The sequence below is a fragment of the Streptomyces sp. NPDC004788 genome, from assembly GCF_053601115.1.
In genome coordinates this window covers 14,446-29,444 of record NZ_JBSGBF010000098.1, presented here as the reverse complement: position 1 = coordinate 29,444, position 14,999 = coordinate 14,446, and the positions used below count along the sequence as shown (strand labels likewise).

General features: G+C 69.7%; 15 protein-coding genes and 1 pseudogene. 8 read left to right on the top strand and 8 right to left on the bottom strand.

Annotation, left to right across the window (positions count from 1 at the left end; genetic code table 11):
• Positions 1–522: 522 nt before the first annotated feature.
• Positions 523–1,509 carry a GlxA family transcriptional regulator gene (locus ACWEJX_RS31085; RefSeq protein ID WP_451610754.1) on the bottom strand — a complete coding sequence of 329 codons (987 nt, stop codon included), beginning with the start codon at positions 1,507–1,509 and terminating at the stop codon, positions 523–525.
• Between the two features lie 159 nt (positions 1,510–1,668).
• Between ACWEJX_RS31085 and ACWEJX_RS31080 the strand changes: the two genes are divergently transcribed.
• The 3 genes from ACWEJX_RS31080 (at position 1,669) to ACWEJX_RS31070 (ending at position 5,186) form a co-directional block, all read left to right on the top strand.
• Positions 1,669–2,259, top strand: a complete 591-nt coding sequence (locus ACWEJX_RS31080; RefSeq protein ID WP_451610753.1) for an isochorismatase family protein — start codon at positions 1,669–1,671, stop codon at positions 2,257–2,259.
• A 319-nt stretch (positions 2,260–2,578) separates the two neighbouring features.
• On the top strand, positions 2,579–3,760 hold the full coding sequence (locus ACWEJX_RS31075) for a hypothetical protein (protein WP_451610752.1): 1,182 nt from the start codon (positions 2,579–2,581) through the stop codon (positions 3,758–3,760).
• A gap of 187 nt (positions 3,761–3,947) precedes the next feature.
• The gene (locus ACWEJX_RS31070; protein WP_451610751.1) at positions 3,948–5,186 is read left to right on the top strand and encodes an MFS transporter; all 1,239 of its coding nucleotides are present in this window, start codon (positions 3,948–3,950) and stop codon (positions 5,184–5,186) included.
• Positions 5,187–5,496: 310 nt separating this feature from the next.
• Here ACWEJX_RS31070 and ACWEJX_RS31065 read toward each other — a convergent pair whose 3' ends face one another.
• The 3 genes from ACWEJX_RS31065 to ACWEJX_RS31055 are packed head-to-tail and all read right to left on the bottom strand — an operon-like array spanning position 5,497 to position 7,458.
• Complete coding sequence (locus ACWEJX_RS31065) at positions 5,497–6,630, bottom strand: DUF6461 domain-containing protein (RefSeq protein WP_451610750.1); 1,134 nt, start codon at positions 6,628–6,630, stop codon at positions 5,497–5,499.
• A gap of 36 nt (positions 6,631–6,666) precedes the next feature.
• Positions 6,667–6,897: a hypothetical protein gene (locus ACWEJX_RS31060; protein WP_451610749.1), complete on the bottom strand. Its 231-nt coding sequence runs from the start codon at positions 6,895–6,897 to the stop codon at positions 6,667–6,669.
• Between the two features lie 27 nt (positions 6,898–6,924).
• Complete coding sequence (locus tag ACWEJX_RS31055) at positions 6,925–7,458, bottom strand: transposase (RefSeq protein WP_451610748.1); 534 nt, start codon at positions 7,456–7,458, stop codon at positions 6,925–6,927.
• Positions 7,459–7,792: 334 nt separating this feature from the next.
• On the opposite strand from ACWEJX_RS31055, the gene ACWEJX_RS31050 reads away from it, so the two are divergent.
• Both ACWEJX_RS31050 and ACWEJX_RS31045 read left to right on the top strand, forming a co-directional pair.
• Positions 7,793–8,512, top strand: coding sequence for a toxin-antitoxin system YwqK family antitoxin (locus tag ACWEJX_RS31050; protein WP_451610747.1), 720 nt, complete (start codon positions 7,793–7,795; stop codon positions 8,510–8,512).
• Between the two features lie 66 nt (positions 8,513–8,578).
• A complete protein-coding gene (locus ACWEJX_RS31045) occupies positions 8,579–8,746 on the top strand; it encodes a hypothetical protein (protein WP_451610746.1) in 168 nt (55 codons plus the stop codon).
• Between the two features lie 44 nt (positions 8,747–8,790).
• Here ACWEJX_RS31045 and ACWEJX_RS31040 read toward each other — a convergent pair whose 3' ends face one another.
• A complete protein-coding gene (locus ACWEJX_RS31040) occupies positions 8,791–9,900 on the bottom strand; it encodes a DUF6183 family protein (protein ID WP_451610745.1) in 1,110 nt (369 codons plus the stop codon).
• Between the two features lie 676 nt (positions 9,901–10,576).
• On the opposite strand from ACWEJX_RS31040, the gene ACWEJX_RS31035 reads away from it, so the two are divergent.
• Both ACWEJX_RS31035 and ACWEJX_RS31030 read left to right on the top strand, forming a co-directional pair.
• The gene (locus ACWEJX_RS31035; protein ID WP_451610744.1) at positions 10,577–10,696 is read left to right on the top strand and encodes a recombinase family protein; all 120 of its coding nucleotides are present in this window, start codon (positions 10,577–10,579) and stop codon (positions 10,694–10,696) included.
• Between the two features lie 205 nt (positions 10,697–10,901).
• Positions 10,902–11,588: a hypothetical protein gene (locus ACWEJX_RS31030; RefSeq protein ID WP_451610743.1), complete on the top strand. Its 687-nt coding sequence runs from the start codon at positions 10,902–10,904 to the stop codon at positions 11,586–11,588.
• Positions 11,589–11,722: 134 nt separating this feature from the next.
• Here the strand turns inward: ACWEJX_RS31030 and ACWEJX_RS31025 are convergent.
• From ACWEJX_RS31025 to ACWEJX_RS31015, 3 genes and pseudogenes are all read right to left on the bottom strand, one after another.
• Positions 11,723–12,486 (bottom strand): annotated as a pseudogene (locus tag ACWEJX_RS31025) (IS5 family transposase).
• Positions 12,487–12,592: 106 nt separating this feature from the next.
• Complete coding sequence (locus ACWEJX_RS31020) at positions 12,593–12,733, bottom strand: hypothetical protein (protein WP_451610742.1); 141 nt, start codon at positions 12,731–12,733, stop codon at positions 12,593–12,595.
• A 180-nt stretch (positions 12,734–12,913) separates the two neighbouring features.
• Positions 12,914–13,825, bottom strand: coding sequence for a UbiA family prenyltransferase (locus ACWEJX_RS31015; protein ID WP_451610741.1), 912 nt, complete (start codon positions 13,823–13,825; stop codon positions 12,914–12,916).
• 78 nt (positions 13,826–13,903) lie between these two features.
• On the opposite strand from ACWEJX_RS31015, the gene ACWEJX_RS31010 reads away from it, so the two are divergent.
• Positions 13,904–14,998 (top strand): type III polyketide synthase, encoded by a 1,095-nt coding sequence (locus ACWEJX_RS31010; RefSeq protein WP_451610755.1) that lies wholly within the window; start codon positions 13,904–13,906, stop codon positions 14,996–14,998.
• The last annotated feature ends 1 nt before the right edge of the window (position 14,999 follow it).

The window sequence follows — 14,999 nt, the reverse complement described above, 5'->3', positions numbered from 1 at the left end:
CGCTGCCACGACCGCCCTTTTCCTCCCGGTGGTGGTTATCAACCCCCCGTCTAACGCCTGCACCCCAAATGCGTACATCAATGAGTCCGCCGGGGCGCCCGGCTCTCCGGGCGCCGCGTCGACGTTTGCGCTGTTGCCGAAGGGATCGACACCCGTCGGCTGCACTCGGTTGGTCGGACTCCTGATTCGCGGGGTGTCTTTTCTGGAGTCGGCTTCTGGCCCAGGCGGAACGACGGGCTGAGCGGTCTCGGCTGCGGGCAGCTTGCCACTCAGCTGAGCTTTACCCGTGCCTCTCCGCCCGCCGTTCGACACCGCGGAGGCTGCGATGCCGGGTCCGGGGCAACGTAGGCTAGGGGTTGTCCTAGCGGAGGTTGGTGGACACGAACAAGGACAACCCGCAACGGCAGGTGCGGTTGAGCTTCCTGGGCTGATCGAACCGGTCCACCAGCCCGACGGCCAGTTCACCGAGACCGTCCGCACCGAAGCGCTCATCGCCACCCGGCCGGTCTGAGCGCCGCGCGTTCAGCCGGCGTGGCGGAAGCGGCGGCGGTACTCGCTGGGGGTGAGTCCGAGGCGCTTGCGGAAGACGCGCATGAGGGTGTCGGTGCTGCCGAAGCCGCACGCCGTGGCGATCCGGGGGAGCGTCTCCTCGGTGGCTTCCAGGCGGTTGCGGGCGAGCTCGATCCGCGCGGTCTCGACGTAGGCGGCCGGGGTCATGCCGGTCTCTTCCTTGAAGATGCGGGTGAGCTGGCGCTCGCCGATGTGGGCGTGGGCGGCGAGGTCCGTCATGGTGATCTTCCGGTGCAGGTTCGTGGTGACGTAGTGCCGGAGGTCGTCCATGCGGCGGCTGGTGTAGGCGGGTTCGATCGGCACGGAGAACTGGGACTGTCCGCTGGGGCGCTTGAGGTACATGACGAGCTGGCGGGCGACGCCCATGGCGGCGTGTTCGCCGAAGTCTTCGGCGACGAGGGCCAGGGCGAGGTCGAGGCAGGCGGTGATGCCGGCGCCGGTCCATACGTTGCCCTGCCGGATGAAGATCGGGTCGGGGTCGACGTCGACGCCGGGGTAGCGGGTGGCGAGCTGTCGGGCGGTCGACCAGTGGGTGGTGACCCGCTTGCCTTCGAGGAGTCCGGCCTCGGCGAGGAGGTGCGCGCCGACGCAGACGGAGGCGACGCGGCGTGATCGGTAGGCGAGCTTTCGGACCCAGGCGACTACGGCGGGGTCGATCACTGGGTGTATGCGGTGTTCGCGGTCGATGGTGACGGATCCGGGCACGATGAGGGTGTCGATGCGTCGTTCGGCGATGTCGGAGAATGCGACGTCCGGTATGAGGCGGACGCCTGCCCCGGTGGTGACGGGGTCGAGTGTTTCCGCGGCGAGTTGGACTCGGTAGCCGGGGTCTTTCTTCAGGTCACGGCCCAGGAGGGCGAAGACTTCCGGTGGGCCGGTGACGTCGAGGAGGTCGACGCCGTCGAAGATCATGATCGCTACGAGTCTGGACCCCAGCATGTCCGGAATCCCCCATTCCGTTAGGTGTCGTGTCGGTTTCTGCAACTTATCCGACAGGGGTTCGATTCAGCCAGCCTCTACGGTGGGGAACGTAACTCGCCGCACACGGTGCCGAGTTAAACCTTCGATCTTCGAACCACCCACGGGAGAAGCACACCCATGCCGTCCACCACGCTCCGTGAGCTCAACCAGTTCGACCAGACCCCCGCCACCCTCGCCAACTCCACGGTCATCCTCGTGGACTACCAGAACACCTACACGCAGGGCGTCATGGAACTCGACGGCTGGCAGCCCGCGCTCGACGCCGCCGCCACCCTCCTCGCCAAGGCCCGCGAGGCCGGCGCCACCGTCATCCACGTCATCAACGACGGCGGCGAAGGCACCCCCTACGACATCCGCGCCGAGATCGGCCAGATCCACCCTGCCGTCGCGCCCATCGAGGGCGAGGCCACCGTCGTCAAGACCGTCCCCGACGCCTTCCGCGACACCAACCTCGGTGACCTCGTCGACGCCGCCGGGAACAAGGACGTCGTCATCGCCGGGTTCATGTCCCACATGTGCGTCCTGTTCACCGCCCAGGGCGCGTTCCTGCGCGGCAACCGGCCCACCGTCGTCGCCGACGCCACCGCCACCCGCACCCTGAAGTCCGCGGTCGCAGAGGTCTCCGCCGAGCGGCTGCACCACGGCGCGCTCGCCACCATCGACGACCTGTGGGGCGTCGTCGTCCCCACCACCGCCGACCTCGGCTGAGCCCCCTCCGAACGTCGCTGCCGGACCCAACCCCCAGAACTCGCGCTCTGGCCCCGCGTGCCACCCCACCCGGCACGCCCGGGCCCGGCAGCGACACCCCACCCCGCACCCCCCACCTGCACCACCGCTCTGGCACACCCCCGGCCAGACCACGGGACCGTCACGCCCACACGGCACCCGCGCCCCCCTCTCCGGCGCACCACGGCCCCGCGCCTTGCTTCCCCCCACAACGGCACCACCGCACAGCCGCCCCCAAGCCGGCCCGTGCGCCACGGCCGCTCACGACCGACCCACCCACGGAAGCACCAGGGGAAAACTCATGACCACCCGCCGCAACTTCATCGGCACCGCGACCGCGATCGGCGCCGGAACTCTCCTCGCCACCGCGACCGCCACCTCGGCCTCCGCCGAAACCACGCCCACGACCGACGGCACTGCCCCCGCCATGACGAAGGACGAGGCGCGCACCGCGATCCTGAACGTCAACGCCGGGATGAGAACCCGCTACAAGTCCCTCAAGGACGAACTCCAGAACAAGCTCTCCCCGGTCATCGTCGTGACCAACGGCCCCGAGGGCGGCACGTACTACCTGGTCGAGAACGGCGTCGTGGTCGAAAAGACCGCGCCGATCGACCAGCTCTTCCAGCTGGCGAAGTCGATCGCCCACACCCCGCTGGGCACGTTCTCCGTCCTCGCCCGCTACCTCAACAAGCGCGTCCCCGACTGGCACCTCAAGGCCGGCGACATGGACGCCCACGACCTCGAATCCGTCGCCATGGTCGGCCCCGAGTCCACCGCCTGGGTCGACCCGCTGCGCCAGTGGCGCGACGTCCTGATCAGCGGCCGGAACGCCCTCAAGCCCGCCGGCCTGCCCGACAAGCTGGAGAGCTCCTCCCGCGCGATCCTCAACTCGCTGATCGACTTCTGCTCCAACGCCATCGACAACCGGTCGTTCACGATGAAGCAGTTCGAGGACGCCACCGGCGCCGTCTACGGCGACATACGCACGAACATGTCCTACGCCGCGAAGGTTCAGATCGAGGCCGTCAACGCCCTCATGACCCGCTGGAAGAACCAGCTCGGCGCCCGCTGGAACGACGTCTACATAGCGGTGTTCTCCATGTGGACCACGTCGGTCGACAACCAGAACACCATCATCATCCGCCCGCACATGAACCCCGACCGCGCGGCGACGCACCTGATCGACATCATCAGCGACCAGCTGCCCGTCACCGACGCCGTGAACGTGGCGCTGGAGAACATCGCGCGCATCGTCCAGGACAACATCGCCGCGGAGATGGTGTTCTCCGTAGACCAGAAGGTCGCCTCCAGCCTGAAGGGCAAGCAGGACCTGCTGTCCGAGGAGATCCTCGGCCAGCTCGGCGGCACGACCACCGCCCCCTCCGACACCGGCGGCACCGCGACCGCCGCCGCGTTCCTCACCGGCACCGCCGCCAAGACCGGCGGCTGCCCCCTCGGCCACGACACGGTCAGCGTCTGACCCAAGGACACCGTGTGCGGGCCGGGGACGGCCGGCCCGCACACGGCCCGTGAGACGGCGCCCTCCACACGGCCCGCCCCACCCGGGGCAAGGCCCCCTGACGGAGGGCGCCGTCTCCTCGTTTCCGGCCCGTGCCGCGACCTGGCACCCGGGCCACCACATGCTTCACACCGGGGGAACACCCGCTATGCCCACCACCACGACCAGACGCCACGCCACCCGCGTATGGGTACTGCTCGGCCTCATCCTGCTCACCGTGAACCTTCGGGCCGCGATCACCTGCACCGGCCCGCTGCTCACCGACATCCAGCACACCCGCCACCTCACCGGCCTCCAGCTCAGCATCCTGACCACCCTGCCCGTGCTGTGCCTCGGCGCGTTCGCCGCATGGGTGCCGGCTCTCGCACGGCGTACCGGCACCGAGCCCGCGATCACCGGCGCGCTGCTGCTGATCGCCGTCGGCATCACCCTGCGCGGCCTGCCCTACACCACCGCCCTCTTCGCCGGGACGATCATCGCCGGCGCGGGGATCGCCACCGGCAACGTCCTCGTCCCCGCCGTCGTCAAGGAACGCTTCGCCCACCAGATCGGGCGGGCGACCGGCCTGGCGATGACCCTCATGGCGTCCAGCGGCGCAGTAGCCGCGGGCATAGCCGTGCCCGTCGGACGCCTCGCCGGATGGCAAGCGGCAATGGCCGTCTGGGCGGCGCCCGCCGCCGCCGGTGCCGCACTGTGGGCCGTCCTGGCCACACGCCACCACGGCTCCGGCTCCGGCACCCAGCGCCCCGCAGCGGGCCGCCACGAAGGCAGCCTGCTGCGGTCCCCGCTGGCGTGGGCGGTCGCCACCTTCCTCGGGATCGTCTCCCTCATGTTCTACGCGCTCGCCGCATGGCTGCCCGAGATCATGCAGGCCGACGGCTACAGCAAGACCACCGCCGGCGCGATGGTCTCCGTGATGCTCACCCTCGGCATCCCCATGGGCTACGTCATGCCGGTGATCGCCGCCCGCCTCCCACAACAGCAGCCCCTCGTCCTCGCACTGGCCGCCATCAAGATCACCAGCCTCGCCGGGATCCTCACCATGCCCTCGCTCGCGTGGATGTGGGTATGCATCCTCGGCCTCGCCACCGGCAGCGCCTTCCCCCTCGCCATGACCCTCCTCACCCTGCGCTCACCCAACCCGGCCGTCGCCGCACGCCTGTCGGGCATGGCGCAGACCTTCGGCTACCTCCTCGCCGGCACCGGCCCCGCCACCCTCGGACTCCTCCACACCCTCACCGACACCTGGCAGATCCCCCTCCTGCTGCTCCTCGCGCTCGTCGTCCCCGAAACCGCGGCCGGCCTGGTCGCGGCCCGACCGCTCCTCGTCGACGAGCCCACGCCCGCAGCAGCAGAACCGGCCCGGGAGAAGACCCGCGTCGGCTGAACCGACCGCGTACCGGCCGTCGCCGAAGGTCTTGTCGGTGGCGCCTGTACGGTCGGCACCACACCCGCACCGCCACTCCGACCCGGAGGGGGAGACGATGGAGGACGGCGTACGCGAGGAGCACTTGACGCGGTCATCACGACCGCGGCCAACGTCAACGACGTCGCCCAGACCCTTGCCCTTGTCGATAGCATCCCGCCCGTCGCCGGACGCCCGGGCCGGCCCCGCCGACGCCCCCAGGCTCTGCTCGGCGACGATGTCAATCGCAGAGGGCGGGGTGTGCCCGGGGCACCCCACACGCGCCCGTTCGCTACTCACCCGTCTCGTGTTCCGAAGGATCCTTGGCGATAGGCTCGTTGTAGGTCATCACGATCGGCGCGTTCGCCTCCACCCGTGCGCGCTCGGAAGCCGCCGCGATCTCCTCGTAAGTCCATTCCTTGTACAGACGCTCTCCGTGGGCATCGGTGATGTCGATGACCAGGCCGGTCCACTCCTCGGCGGACCGTTCGGGGACGAGTCCCAGTTCGTACGTGGCGTCCTGGAGGAGGGATTCGGTGACGCGTATGCCGGTGAGTCTTTCTGCCAGTGCGAGCACCGCCGCCTTCCCGTCGACGACCGGGGCGCTCTCGTCGTGCTCTCCCCCGGGAGTCAGCGGGAAGCCGACTTCCCGCAACAGGGGAACCAGTTCATTGGGGCTGCTGCCGTCGCGCGCTGAGGGGCCCTCGAACGTCGTACGGAGCTCACCGTCCTCGAACCAGCGGAAGAGGTGGATGGGCTTGCCGCCGTTGCTCGAGTGCGCCACGACCCGGCCGCCCTCCGACAGCGCCTCCGCGCACGGCAGCCCAAGGCCACCATCGAAGCCGAGGACAACTGTCCAGTCCCTTTTCTCGCCCGGAACCTTGAAGGCGCCGGCAACGTAGGAGTCGTTCCAATAGTCGTCATCCACCTCGGCACGGTGAGCGTCATCCGCCTCGATCAGCCCGGCCGCGCCCTCCCCGGTGCCGCGCGGTTCCGCCTCCATCGCACACAGCACCTCCTGCGGGCTCCGCCCCCGAATCAGTGTCAAGGTGTATCCGCTCTCCATCATGTGGCGGAAGAGCGGCGAGGTGCGGATCCAGTCATAGTCGTGTGCGGTCACCATACGGCGCAGTGTGCCTGACGCCTCTGACAATGCCAGCGTGAGGGTGAGGGTGGCGCCGAGGAGGAACGGCCGGGCCTTCTCGTCCGCGAGCGTGGAGTGCAGGAGCATCAGCAGGCCGGCGATCCCGCACCACATCGTGGCGACGCGGAGGACGACGGCGCGGAGGAGTCTCACGCGCAGACGTTGGAACGCGAAGTTGTACGGCTCGAAGCCGGGGGCGTACAGGTTGTGGAGCGCATAGACCATCAGCAGCGTCACGGCTGCAGCGAATCGATCGGTGGCCGTGGTGATCGCCGCCAGCACCGACCGTCCCTCACCCCTGTCCGGTGCAGCCGGCGCTCAATGGCCGCCACGCGGCTCGAAGCAGCCGGTTTCCAGGAACCGGCCGTTGACACTGACTTGGTAGCTGGTCGACTGGACGAACGCGGTCACGCAGGCGTAGTGACGGACGTCGAGGGCGATGCTGGCACCTGGGTTGCTGCCGGGGGCGTGGGCCTGTTGTCCTGTGTGCTCCTGGCCGCATGCGGTCAGGGTGATGGCGGTGCCAAGGGACAAGGCCCGCAGCAACATGTCTGAGTCTGGATATCGGCATATTGATCAGAAACTGATGGGGTTCTCGGCCAGGACGTAGCGGACGTGCGGGCCGCCGAAGTGGCCGCGGACGATGTGTGGCTGGCGTTGTCGTCTGTGGAAGGAGCGGCGTGTCTCGGCGGCGAGTTCGGCCTGGTCGCGGGCCCGGTGCTGCTTGGGCAGGCTGTGCTTGAGGTCCGCGTTGACCAGCTCGTCGGGGTTCAGCTCGGGTGCGTAGGGCGGCAGGAAGTGCAGCTCGACGTCGTCGGGGTGGGCGGCGAGCCAGTCGCGGACCTTCTTGGACCGGTGGGCGGAGTGCCCGTCGACGACGAGGTGGACCTTGTGGTCGAAGTGGCCGGCGAGCCGGTCCAGGAAACGGCACATCACCTCGGCGGTGAAGCCCAGCCGGTGGTCGAGGACGGCCTGCCGCACCGCGGCCTGCTCGGCCTCCCCGAGCACCTGGTGCGCCCCGACCGGCTTGCCCCGCGGCCGCATGGCCAGCGCCTCCCGGCCGCCGGCCTGCCACTTCGCCCACCACGTGTCGACCGCCTTCAGCGACACCCGAAGACCGCTGCCACGTCCTCACGGTCCCGCCCCGCACGGTCCCGCCCCGCCACCAACGCAGCCACCGCCCGCAGTCGCTGGGCCTCCTGCGCCGACGGCGACAGATGCCGCGCGTCCCCCACCAGATTGCTCACTCCCCGCCAACGCCCCAGAACCCAAACCGTTTCAGATCAATAGGTGACAACTACCGAGCTTCGGCTCGACGGCGTCGTTGTCGCCGGGTGGATCGTTCGGCAGGATGCGAGCGGTGACGGCGGCGGGAACCCGCCCGATCGCGCCGGGCGTCGTACAGGGACGGGACAGTTCGTTCGCTTCAGGGAGGGGTGGGTCCATGCGCGGTGATCGGCTGACCGAGGACCAGCTGACGAGGACTTTCGGCGCCGTGCTGGAAGAGGTGCTCAGTGGCCGGGGTTTGCGGACCTGCACTGGGCTCGACATGGCAACGGATGACGCACTGTGGGAGATCGCCAAGTATGGTCCGGGGGCCCCTGCCGAACTTGTCGACGCCGCCCGAGCTGCCTTCGCCGGGCAACTGGACGGCAGCAACGCCGCGCGCTGGCGCGCAGAGCTCAGGCGCAAGTTGGCAGCGCGCGGGCAGCGCGCCGCCGAGCGCGAGTCAGGGCCCACCACCGAGGCTCGTGGTGGTGCCGAGCCGCCGGCGAAACCGCTCGGGGCGACGCCGACTTCAGTACGGGCGATGCGTATCAAAGGCGATCAGACCTACTTGGACGAGTACGGACGCACCTGTCACGCAGGGGAACTGTTCACTGGGGAGGTCGAGGAAGTCGCGGACAACGGGCACACCGAGCTGGTCGGCACCTACTGCTCGGGCATCGAGCACGGGCGGCAGCAGGAGTGGTGGCCGGACGGGACCAAGCGGGCCGAGGGCGTGGCCATCATGGGTGCCGCGGTAGGTGAGTGGCGGTACTGGCACGCCAACGGCCGGCCGTCGGAAGTGGTCGTTTTCGATGAGAACGGTCGGGAGATGTCGAGAAAGCGCTGGAATGCCGTGGGTGAGCTGATCATGGATCACGTGACGCGCCGGGCCTGATCCTCAGGCAGGATCACTGGAGCGCTCGTTCGGCGAGTCGGCGAGTCGGCGAGTCGGCGAGTCGGCGTGATTGACGCCCGTCGTGGCTCCGTGGCCGTCGGCGTCGACGCCGCCTCGCACTCCTGGCTCGCGGCGGACTGGGTCGCATCGGAGAACGGCGACGACCAGTACGTCAGACAGTCCGCCGGTGGTCCCGTCGAGGCCCGGATCGGCGGGACCGTCGTGGCGGGCTAGCAGGTGAGCGTGGCGCTGACCGTCTGCCTCGGATGCGCTGGCGCTCAGTAGGTGTCCGTGGCTGCCAGCACAGCCAGTCGGCGGCCGTTCGGTGAGAGGGCCACGATGGCGAGGTCCCAGCACTGGCGGCAGAACCACCCGCTGTCGGTGTCGAAGCTGTACCACCGGTAGGCCGCCGCCAACGCCTCGACCTCGGCCACCGGGGTGCCCTCTTCTACTCCCGTCAGTCCGGCCAGGGAACGCCAGGCCGCAAGGCGGCCATAGGCGCCGTACTCCGCCGATTCATACGCTCCTCCCTCGGCCGCGGCGGCGAACAGGACCTCCCAGATCTCCACCGGAAAGCAGCGGCTGAGGCTCACCTGGGTCGCCGCGGCCGTGCACTTCAGACCGATCGCCCCAAGGGCGGCAGGCAGTCTGGCCGCCGTCAGGGGCTCGACGAACTCGAACACCCGGGCCTCGAGCCAGCCGTTCGAGTCCTCGGCCCAGTTCCGCGCGGCGGCGGCGATCAGCTCGCCGGTCGCTGGCGCGGTGGTCTCCCTCACGCCGGGCAGCGGCACCGGGGCGCTGCCGGAGTGCCACGTGAGCGCCTCTTGCCGGGTGTGGCTCTCCCCGTCCGGGAAGCGGGCCGGCACGGGGTAGCCGAGCTCGAACTCGGCACGACTGAGCGGCAGCCAGGCGAACCGACCGTGTCTTTGACGCGGAGCGCCCGCCCAGTTGGCCACCTGCGGCAGCCCGGCGAGGTCGACTCCTCGGACCACCAACTCCTGTACCAGGCAGGCCAGCAACTCGTCCGGTCCATCCGCCCCGTCACTGAACAGGACTGCCAGGTCCGCTGGTTGCTGCGCCGCGACCAGCAGGGAGGCGGTCAGGCTCGGGAAGTCACTGCCGCCAAGAGCCTGGGCCAGCCGACCCGTGGCGAGGACCTGGCCGGGGCCGGGCGTGCGGGCGAGCAGCCGCAGCAGCCCGTCCCGCATCGTCACGTACTGCCACAACTCCCGCTCTCGGCCGCGGTACTCCCCAACGAGCCGGACACCCAGCTCGGCGACCCGCTCGCTGTCCCCGGCCGCCAACCACTGCTTGGCGAGCCGCCACACACCCGTCACACTCTTCAGGCCCGGCAGATCCCGCACGAGTTCAGCTATGTCATCAGCCATGTGGGCGAGCCTATGCCGATTCACCTACCCCCGGCCCATATCGTCCGCGGCTACTTCGGCGGCCCGCACGTCCGCTACGTCCTGGACGAGAACCCCATCAGTTTCTGATCAATAAGAAGGACTCTGCCACGGCGCCGGTGCGGTCAACACCCGCGCACGAAGAGCCGCATGCGAGATTCGACCGCACTGCGCGGCCTCGCCTGCGAACCACGTACCGCCCCACCGACAGAGTCGGGGGACCGCAACTCGACCAGCGCGACTGATCACCGAGCGTGCCAGTGCGGCGTGTCCAAGCCGGCGGCCAGTCACCACCCCCGGCAATGCGGGACGACCCTTGGGACCTGTCCGGTCGATCGTGGTGCTTACGTCGCAGGCATGATGTCGTGGTGATCAGCTTCGACTTCGAGAGCCCTTGGACGCCTGCACAAGCCGTGTGCCCAGGTACGGTCAGGGTTGTCCTTGCGGCGGTTGGCGGATTCGAACAAGGACAACCCGCAACGGCAGGTGCGGTTGAGATTCCTGGGCTGATCGAGCCGGTCGAGATCGTCCCGAGTGTGGCCGCCACCACGACCTCGCATGAGCGGCAGCGGGAGGACGTGCCGACGGCTGCCGCGGCATCGGTGGACACATCATCGACTGGGCGGACGACTGGGAGGTGTCCGGCGCCACCGACCCGATGACCCGTCCGAAGCTCGGTCTCTGGCTCCGCGATGAGCGGGGCAAGTACGACGGGCTCGTGGCCGCCGCGGTCGACCGGCTCGGTCGCAAAGTGGACGACTGCCTGAACACCGGCTAGATGATGGGCTGCCTCAATCGCCCGGAGGCCACCGCCGCGGGCATGCGTGACGGCTGGTTCCGCTGAACGCCACCGGGAAGATCCTCAAGCGGGAGCCGCGGCCCGCCGCCGGGTGAGATCCGCCGCCCGGCCACCGGCCCGCTATATCGTCCGAGTGCAGAACGGCGCCAATCATTCCGCACTCGACCGTGAGGGCCCCGCCATCGTGACCGGAAGCACCCCCGAGGCAACCGAGAGCCCGAGCCGACAGGAAGCCGTCGGCGAGGCCCGCTGGCCGATGGCCACGGCCGTCGTCACCGCCATGGTGCTGACCGTCCTGCTTCCCGACGACCTCCGTCTGGCCCCTCGCTGGGTGCTCCCGGCCATCGAGGGACTGCTGCTGATCGCGCTCGTCGCAGGCGATCCGGGCAGGATCGACCGGCGATCGACAGTGCTGCGCACCCTGTCGATCGCCCTGGTGGGCGTTCTCGCGCTCAGTGCCGTCTGGTCCACCGTCCAGCTGGTCGACGACATCCTCCACGGCGGCAAGGAGACCAGCTCCGCCACCAGCCTGCTGCAGTGGGGCGGCACCGTCTGGGCCTGTACCGTTCTGGCCTTCTCGCTGCTGTACTTCGAACTCGACAGCGGTGGGGCCGCCGCCCGTGCCCACCACGTGCCCCGCACACCCGCGCTCGCCTTCCCCCAGCAGCTCAACCCCGAAGTGGTAAGCCCCGGCTGGCGGCCCCGCTACGTCGACTACCTCTACCTCGGGCTCACCAACGCCACCGCTTTCAGCCCCACCGACGTGATGCCCCTGGCTCCCTGGGCCAAGATCGTCATGGGCGTCCAGTCCCTGGTCTCCCTGCTCATCCTCGGACTGGTGGTGGCGCGTGCCGTCAACGTCCTGGTCTGAAAGCGCCCGTGACGGGACTTCACCGGGACTCCGTCCAGCCGTTTCGCACGGTGTGGGCCCCCAACTGCATCCGGGGTGGCAGTGTGAGGATCTTGCGGTCCAGCTCGGTCGGGCCTTAGGGGGTGTCCGGAAAGTCAGGGGAGCCAGAGTTGGAGGCAGGCAAGGGTGACCATGGCTTGGTAGTGCCGGGCTCGTTTGTCGTAGCGGGTGGCCAGGGCCCGGTTCTGTTTGAGCCGGCTGAAGCAGCGTTCGACGACGTTGCGCCGCCGGTAGGCCGCGCGGTCGAGGCGGCAGCGGGTTTCGCCGCGGCGGATGCGTCCGTTGATCTGGTCGATCCGCTCGGGAATGGTGCAGGCGATGCCGCGTCGTCGCAGGTAGGCGCGGATCTTCCGGGCGGAGTACCCCTTGTCCGCGACGACGCGCTCGGGCCGGGTCCGGGGCCTGCCCGGCCCCGGACGGGCGATGCGGATCCGGTCCATGACCGTTTCGAATTGGGTGCAGTCGTTCACATTCCCGCCGGTGATCGTGAACGCGAGTGGCCGGCCGTGGCCGTCGCAGGCCAGGTGGATCTTGCTGGTCAGTCCGCCGCGTGACCGGCCGAGTGCCTCGCCTTCCCAGGGCCCCCTTTTCGGGCTCCGGCCGCGTGCTGATGCGCCCGCACGGTTGTCGAGTCGACGCAGACGATCGTCCAGTCCACCTGCCCGACGGCGTCGGAGTGCTGCTGGACATGCGCCAGCAGCCGGTCCCACGTCCCGTCGGCGGACCAGTGCCGGAAGCGTTCGTAGACCGTCTTCCACGGACCGTACCGCTCGGGCAGGTCACGCCAGGCGGCACCCGTGGACAGCTTCCACAAGATCCCGTTCACGACCTGGCGCCGGTCCCGCACCGGCCTGCCCATCCGGCCCGGAGCCAGCAACGGAGCGATCAACGCCCACGACTCATCCGTCAGTTCATGTCGACGCACCACGAACGGAGTAACGAGCGATCGACTTTACGGACACGGCCTAGGGGTCGATCCCGACGGGCGCCTCGGACTCGTCCGCCGTGTCCGACAACGTGAGCGGGTGGGCCGTGCGCCAGACCGTCTCGAACAGCGCGTCCAGCGCGTCCAGCGCGTCCAGAAGGCCGCTGCGGTGCAGCAGCACGGCGCCGGGCTCCCCGTCCGGTGTGACCGCGAGCGGGACCAGGCCGAGATCGGCGTCGGTCCGCTACGGACAGGCCATCGGTTGAGGGCAGCGACGCCCTCGGCGTGAAGTCCATGCTCTCCCCCAGGTTGGTCCAGGTTGGACTTCGTACGGGATCACTCGACGTTCATTCGGCTTCGGTCACGGCCGGACCGGGCCGGCGGCCGGTGCATTTCCGGCGAACACCAGAAGTGCTGCGTCAAGGACGGCCATGGCCATGATGACGAGGAAAGGAACGCGTCCGCGCAGCAGAGCGGGCGGGCCGGCCGCCGCCACAAGGGCTAGCGCGGAGGTGAGGGCGATCAGGACCGCTCCGGCCGGGGACACCCGCCCCGTCGGGCCGACCGCCAGCACAGCGCACGAGGCGAGGGCCAGGACGGCGGCCGACGCCGCGGACCCGCGTCGGCCCACTCTCTGCGGGAGCCCGCGCACCCCGCCCGAGAGGTCGTCATCGAGGTCCGGCAGGACGTTGGCGAAGTGGGCACTGATCCCCAGGAACGCCGCCCCGACCGTCAGCCACACGGGCGGCCACGGGTGGTCCGGAAGGGTCAGCGTCAGAAAGGCGGGGGCTAGTCCGAAGGCGACGGCGTACGGTAGCCAGGACAGGACTGTCCGTTTGAGCCACAGGTTGTAGGCCCAGCCGGCGGCGACGCAGCCGAGGTGCACCGCGCCGGCCAAAAGCCCGCAGCCGAGCGACAGCGGGACGCAGATCAGCAGGGCCGCGCAGGCCGCCGTGCCCACCACGCCCGGCCGTACGGCTCCGGTGACCAGTGGCTTGTCCCGGCGTCCGGCAGCCCGGTCACGCCGCAGGTCCACGCGATCGTTGCACCAGCCGATGGACAACTGTCCCGCGGCGACCGCGGCCACCGCCGCGCCGGCCGAGCCCAGGCCCAGCCCGGACGCGGCGGCCAACAGCGCCGCGAGGAGCGTCACCGCCGCCGCCGGCATCGGGTGACTCGCTTTCAGCAGGCTGACAACGGCCGAGTTTTCCGTCGAGCCGGGAACGGCCCGCGAGGCGAGTCGATGGGTTCCATCGTTCGTGGTGGGGCGCACCGCACCACGCTAGGCGACGGCGCGCCCGTGACCGCCGGGTTGAGGGTGCCGACACCTCACCGTCCCTATCTTGGAGCAATGACCCGCGTCCTTGCGGTGAGCACCGTCTTCCCGCCGCACCGCTACCCGCAACACGAGATCACCGAAGATCTCGTCTCCGGCATGCCGCCCGGATCCGGCAGGGATCTCGTGCGCCGGCTGCACGCGGCGGCTGGTGTGGAGAGCCGTCATCTCGCTCTGCCCCTCGACCGTTATCGTGATCTCGGCGCCTTCGGTGAGAGCAACCGACTCTTCGTCGAACTGGCCACCGCGCTCGGCACCGAGGCCGTCGTAAGCGCGCTTCAGGAAGCCGGCGTGCGCCCCGACGACGTCGACCTGGTCGTCTCCACGACCGTGACCGGCGTCGCGACCCCCTCTCTGGATGCCCGCCTCGCCGCGCGGATCGGTCTGCGGCCCGACGTCCGGCGCACGCCTCTGTTCGGCCTCGGATGCTCTGCGGGCGCCGCCGGGCTTGCCCGCGTCCACGACTACCTCGACGGGCGGCCGGGCAGCACCGCACTCCTTCTCTCCACCGAACTGTGCTCGCTCACCTTGCAGCGTGCCGACACGTCGACGGCGAACCTGGTGGCCGGCAGTCTGTTCGGGGACGGAGCCGCCGCACTCGTGGCCGTCGGCAGTGATCGTTCCCGTCCGACATCCCGTCCGGAACCCGGCACGACGTTCGCCTCGTCCGGATCCTCCCTGCCCACGGTCGTGGCGTCACGCAGCCGCCTTTACCCCGGGACCGAGCACCTGTTGGGGTGGGACGTCGGCGACTGGGGCTTTCGCTTGGTCCTCGGTCCTGAAATCCCCGAACTCGTCAGGCTGCACGTGACCGAGGAGGTGGAGACGTTCCTCGCCGGACACGACCTCAAACCCATGGACGTCACGGCATGGATCTGCCACCCCGGCGGCCCGAAGATCCTGGACGCGCTCGCCGACGGGCTCGGCCTGCCGGACTCGGCCCTCGCGGCGAGCCGCCGCGCCCTGGCCGGCCACGGCAATCTGTCCTCCGCGTCGGTGCTGCAGATCCTGAAGGACACGCAGACCGCCCGGCCGCCGTCCGGATCGATCGGCTTGGTGATCGCCTTCGGGCCCGGCTTCTCGTCCGAACTCGTCCTCCTCGCCTGGTGAG

Excerpts from the sequence above, each read along its gene's own strand:
- ACWEJX_RS31085 (WP_451610754.1), bottom strand. The coding sequence starts at position 1,509 with ATGCTGGGGTCCAGACTCGTAGCGATCATGATCTTCGACGGCGTCGAC.
- ACWEJX_RS31080 (WP_451610753.1), top strand. The coding sequence starts at position 1,669 with ATGCCGTCCACCACGCTCCGTGAGCTCAACCAGTTCGACCAGACCCCC.
- ACWEJX_RS31075 (WP_451610752.1), top strand. The coding sequence starts at position 2,579 with ATGACCACCCGCCGCAACTTCATCGGCACCGCGACCGCGATCGGCGCC.
- ACWEJX_RS31070 (WP_451610751.1), top strand. The coding sequence starts at position 3,948 with ATGCCCACCACCACGACCAGACGCCACGCCACCCGCGTATGGGTACTG.
- ACWEJX_RS31060 (WP_451610749.1), bottom strand. The coding sequence starts at position 6,897 with ATGTTGCTGCGGGCCTTGTCCCTTGGCACCGCCATCACCCTGACCGCA.
- ACWEJX_RS31050 (WP_451610747.1), top strand. The coding sequence starts at position 7,793 with ATGCGCGGTGATCGGCTGACCGAGGACCAGCTGACGAGGACTTTCGGC.
- ACWEJX_RS31040 (WP_451610745.1), bottom strand. The coding sequence starts at position 9,900 with ATGGCTGATGACATAGCTGAACTCGTGCGGGATCTGCCGGGCCTGAAG.
- ACWEJX_RS31035 (WP_451610744.1), top strand. The coding sequence starts at position 10,577 with ATGACCCGTCCGAAGCTCGGTCTCTGGCTCCGCGATGAGCGGGGCAAG.
- ACWEJX_RS31010 (WP_451610755.1), top strand. The coding sequence starts at position 13,904 with ATGACCCGCGTCCTTGCGGTGAGCACCGTCTTCCCGCCGCACCGCTAC.